The sequence below is a fragment of the Polaromonas sp. P3_C2 genome, assembly GCF_056402675.1.
This window is the reverse complement of the sequence record NZ_JBFUGX010000558.1, coordinates 1-4,886: the sequence shown is the minus strand read 5'-3', so window position 1 is coordinate 4,886 and position 4,886 is coordinate 1. Positions and strand designations below refer to the sequence as shown.

The 4,886-nt window shown below is 59.1% G+C and carries 5 protein-coding genes; all 5 read left to right on the top strand.

All coding sequences use genetic code 11. The features are described from left to right. A partial coding sequence (yidD, locus tag AC1DWI_RS18920) for a membrane protein insertion efficiency factor YidD (RefSeq protein ID WP_477725439.1) occupies nucleotides 1-182 on the top strand: 182 nt, incomplete at its 5' end. Beyond that, entirely contained in the window at nucleotides 179-1,906 is a 1,728-nt protein-coding gene (gene yidC / locus AC1DWI_RS18915) for a membrane protein insertase YidC (RefSeq protein ID WP_477670433.1), read from the top strand. The genes yidD and yidC, both read left to right, overlap by 4 nt. 119 nt (nucleotides 1,907-2,025) lie before the next feature. Then, nucleotides 2,026-3,048 carry a tRNA modification GTPase gene (locus AC1DWI_RS18910; RefSeq protein ID WP_477725438.1) on the top strand — a complete coding sequence of 341 codons (1,023 nt, stop codon included), beginning with the start codon at nucleotides 2,026-2,028 and terminating at the stop codon, nucleotides 3,046-3,048. Nucleotides 3,049-3,233: 185 nt separating this feature from the next. After that, nucleotides 3,234-3,725, top strand: coding sequence for a Crp/Fnr family transcriptional regulator (locus AC1DWI_RS18905; protein WP_122954706.1), 492 nt, complete (start codon nucleotides 3,234-3,236; stop codon nucleotides 3,723-3,725). Between the two features lie 248 nt (nucleotides 3,726-3,973). Then, nucleotides 3,974-4,765: a hypothetical protein gene (locus AC1DWI_RS18900; protein ID WP_477670435.1), complete on the top strand. Its 792-nt coding sequence runs from the start codon at nucleotides 3,974-3,976 to the stop codon at nucleotides 4,763-4,765. The last annotated feature ends 121 nt before the right edge of the window (nucleotides 4,766-4,886 follow it).

Here is a 4,886-nt window from a genome sequence, read left to right as displayed (position 1 = left end):
CCTATTCACTGCAGGCCCTGCAGCAGCACGGCGCAACAGTCGGCAGCTACCTCACCTTGCGCCGGCTGGTACGCTGCCATCCCTGGTGCGATGGCGGGCACGACCCGGTGCCGCCTGTTCCCCTCTTTTCCCGCCTGGCCACCCCTGTGGCCTCCACCCCTTCTAAAAAGACGCCGTCATGAACGACATCCGCCGCACCATCCTGTGGGTGATTTTTGGTTTTTCCATGGTCCTTTTGTGGGACCAATGGCAGGTATATAACGGCCACAAGGCGACCTTTTTCCCGTCAGCCACGCAAAGCGCCAAGGCACCGGTCGCGGGCTCCTCTGCACCTGTAGCTGCCGGCGCTACGGCTTCTTCCGTGCCTGCGCCGCAGGCTGCCAACGCAACGCCAGGCGCGCCTGGTGCCGTGCCGGCAGGCGCTCCATCGATCGCGCCGTCGACCGCCAAAGAACGCTTCGTTGTGAATACCGATGTGCTCACGCTGACCTTTGACAGCGAAGGCGGCACCCTGGTGCACTCGGCATTCGTCAAGTACAAGGACCAGGCGCACACGGCCGAAGGTTTTGTCTTGATGGACGAAAGCGCAAGCCGTGTTTATGTGGCGCAGACAGGACTTGTTACGGCACCCGGCACCACCGGAGGCTTTCCTACCCACAAAACGCCAATGGCCGTGGTTCCAGGCGAACGAGCGCTGAAAGAAGGCCAGGACGAACTGCAGATCAAGTTTGAGTCGGCGGAAGTCGGCGGCGTCAAGCTGGTCAAGACCTACACCCTGAAACGCGGCGCTTACGACATTGCGGTGCGCCACGACATCGTCAACACCGGCACAGCCGCGGTGTCGCCCCAGCTGTATCTGCAGCTCGTGCGTGACGGCAACAAGCCGCCCGGAGAGTCTTCTTTTTATTCCACCTTCACCGGCCCGGCGATTTATACCGAAGCCAAGAAATACCAAAAAGTGGAATTCAAGGACATCGAGAACAACAAGGTTGACGTCGAAAAGCAGGCCACCAATGGCTATATCGCCATGGTCCAGCATTACTTTGCAACTGCCTGGATTCTTCCGGATGGTCTCAAGCGCGACCTGTTGTTCCAGAAGGTCGCCAACAACCTGTATTCCGTCGTCATGATCACGCCGCTGGACACCATCGCAGCAGGCACGACCAAGTCGGTCGAGGCGAAATTTTTCGTCGGCCCCCAGGAAGAAAAAACACTGGAAGCCATTGCACCGGGCCTGGAGCTGGTGAAGGACTACGGCTGGTTGACCATCCTGGCCAAGCCACTGTATTGGCTGCTCGACAAACTGCACGGCTTCATCCATAACTGGGGCTGGTCCATCGTGGCTTTGGTGCTGCTGCTGAAAATCGCGTTCTACTGGCTCAATGCCAAGGCGTATGCCAGCATGGCCAAGATGAAGGCGATCAATCCCAAGATCATGGAAATGCGTGAACGCCTGAAAGACAAGCCGCAGGAAATGCAGCAGGCGATGATGAAAATCTACAAGGAAGAAAAAGTCAACCCGATGGGCGGCTGCTTCCCGATCATGATCCAGATCCCCGTGTTTATCGCGCTGTACTGGGTGCTGCTGTCCAGCGTTGAAATGCGCAATGCACCCTGGATCTTGTGGATTCACGACCTTTCGGCGCCGGATCCATTCTTCATCCTGCCCGTGCTGATGACCCTGACGACCATGCTGCAAACGGCGCTCAATCCCGCTCCGCCGGATCCGATGCAGGCCAAGCTGATGTGGTTCATGCCGCTGATCTTCAGCGTGATGTTCTTCTTCTTCCCGGCTGGCCTGGTGCTGTACTGGATTACCAACAACATCCTGTCCATCGCGCAGCAGTGGGTGATCAACACGCGTATGGGCGTGCCGCCGCAGTTCAACCTGCCGAAGTTCAAATAAGGCGGACACGGAATAAAAATTGGGCCGCTTCGCGGCCCTTTTTCTTGGGAAACCGGCTTTGGCTGCGGCGCTCTCTGCCATAGCACCAATATCCGGTTTGCCCCTTAACATCTACCACCATGCTGGCCCGACACCACGACCCCATCGTTGCCATCGCCACTGCGCCCGGTCGCGGTGCGGTGGGCATTGTGCGGGTGTCCGGCAAGCACATCGCGCCCGTCGTCGATGCGATTTGCGGCCGCCAGCTTCAACCGCGCCAGGCGACCTACCTTCCCTTTAGGGATGCGCACGGCGTAGCCATCGACCAGGGCCTCGCCTTGCATTTCCCGGCGCCGCATTCCTACACCGGCGAAGACGTGCTGGAGCTGCAAGCGCACGGCGGCCCTGTCGTGCTGCAGCTGTTGCTGGCGCGATGCCTTGAGGCCGGTGCGGCACTCAACCCAGAGACAGGTTCGGCGGCCGTGCCGGGGCTGCGCGTGGCGCAACCGGGCGAGTTCACCGAACGTGCCTTCCTCAACGGCACCACACGCGACAAGGTTTCGCAGCTGATCCAGATTGAAGGCGTGCCGCTGCATGTGGTGGACACCGCTGGCCTGCGCGAGGCACTCGACGAAGTGGAAAAAATCGGCGTCGAACGCGCGTGGGCTGAAATCGCCAGCGCCGACGCGGTGCTCTTCCTGCATGACCTGACCCGGCATGCCGCCGATTACCTGGCCGCTGACGCACACATCGCAGAAGTATTGAGCCGTGAGCTGCCGCGCAACACGCCCATCATCGACGTCTGGAACAAGTCGGACGCGGCTGACGCGGATGTGCTGGGCACCATCAGCGGCGGCGTTCTGATCTCCGCCAAAACCGGCGACGGCCTGCAGGCGCTGCGCAAGCAACTGTTGCAGGTCGTGGGCTGGCAGGCCGCACCTGAAGGCGTGTTCATGGCCCGCGAACGTCACGTGCGTGCCCTGCAGCAGGTCGCCGAACAACTCGGGAGAGCCCATGCGCAGATTCGCGCGGGGCACCCTGCCCTGGACCTGCTGGCCGAAGATTTGCGCCAGGCGCAACTTCACCTCAGCGAGATCACCGGTGCGTTCACGCCGGACGACTTGTTGGGCGAAATTTTTTCCAGATTCTGTATTGGAAAGTAGTAAACCGGCGACAGACGGGCCCTGTCTGGGGACAAGCGGCGCCATGCCGCGAAAAACGCACCAAAACGGTCAAAAATGGCCTTCTGTCGAGGGGAAATTACAACTCCGGCTTTCCTGTATCAGGTGTAAGGGGCCGTTAACATCCCTTGCAGGCTATGTAGTGCGAAGGTATCTTCCGTCCCACTATGAACGCTCCATTACCTGCCGCCATCCGTTTTGACATTCAGGGCCTTGCCCAGGCCATTCTTCACTGCCACGCCAGTGACGCACTGCGCTGTCAATTCAACCAGCCGCATTGGGACATCCTGGCCAGCTACATGCAGCCTTTCGCCCTCAACAGTGGCCAGGTGCTGATGGAACAGGGCGCGCTGGACCGCACGCTGTATTTTGTGGAAAGCGGCACACTCAGCGTTCATTACGAAGATGAAAAGGCCCGCGTGCGAATGGCGCTGGTGGGTGCAGGTACTGTGCTTGGTGAAGGCGCATTTTTCTCGCACATGCCGCGCAGTGCCACGGTCCATGCGTCGACGCCTTGCAAGCTTTGGTGCCTCACCCCGATGCGGTTCCTCGAACTGGCAAACCGCCACAGCCCCATTGCATTGGAGCTGACCATGGCAATGGGGTCGGTCATGGCCAAACGACTCTATAACCGTCCCAAGCGCGTCGCGGTGACCTGAGTGTCGACCCTTTCTCGGGTGCATTGGCATCATCAGACAACTGACTCCCTGCCGTAATACTTTCGGGCGTCACAGGTGTTCTCAAAAACGTGACGGGCGTGATTTTTTACCAGACAGTTGCACGGGTGTTTCGATAAAGTCGGCCACAGGATTTGCTGCTAAACAACAGCTGAACCGTTTGCGCTATTGCTTACAGATTCACTCCGTGCATTGACGGAAAATGAAGATTCATCACGAGAACATTGCCCATGTCTTTTTTAAACTGGTTTTCCGATAAACCGCAGCAAGCCGGTGCGGCTGCGAATGACGAACAAAGACGCGCGTCCGCCGCACGTGACAAAGGCGCTGCGTCCGTACCCCAGCGACTCTCCCCCGAACAACCTGCTCCCGCCGATTCCGGCAAGCTCAAGCGTCACGCCCGCCGCGAGCAGTTGTACGTAGCAATTCGTGAGGCCATGACCCGCTCCGGCGTGCTCTCGGCCAGCTACAAATTCAAAGTTCTTTCGCTCGACCAGAGCGGCAATGAATTCCTGGTCATGATGGACCTGGCAAAAGCATTCGGCGGCACGTCCGAGCAATTGAGTGGAATTGAGGCATCGATCACACAGCACGCCAAAGCGCGCTTTGAGATCACGGTACCCGCTGTGTACTGGCGTCTGGAGGAAATGGCGGTCGTGGTCAAACAGGCCCCGACGCCACCGCAGGCCGTGCAAGCACCTGTTGTACCAGCACCCGTTGTACATGCACCCGTAGTAGCACACGCTGAAGCCAATGTAGAAACCCGCGCGCCCGTGCCCGTCAAACCCGCAACACCACGGTATGAGCCTATCCAGGCCGACGAAGTTGCCGCCTTCAAACAAGCTTTGGTTGCTGCATCCGCGCAAGGCCCGGCAGTTGCGCCGGAAAAAGGGGTCAAAGTGCAAAGCGGCCCGCGCTCACGTTCATACACCCTGTTGACGGGCTTTGAAGACACCGAAATGCCACCGGAATTCAGCACGTCACCAGCGCTGAGCAGCACGCAGTACGGCGATCTCAACTAGGTCGAGCCGGCTTCAGATACAAGACAGATAGGCTTCAAACCCAATCAGGGTGGGCGCAAGCAGCTATAACTTTTATAGCTGAGCTCGTTTACCCCGGGCAGTTTCCAGAACGGCATCCTTC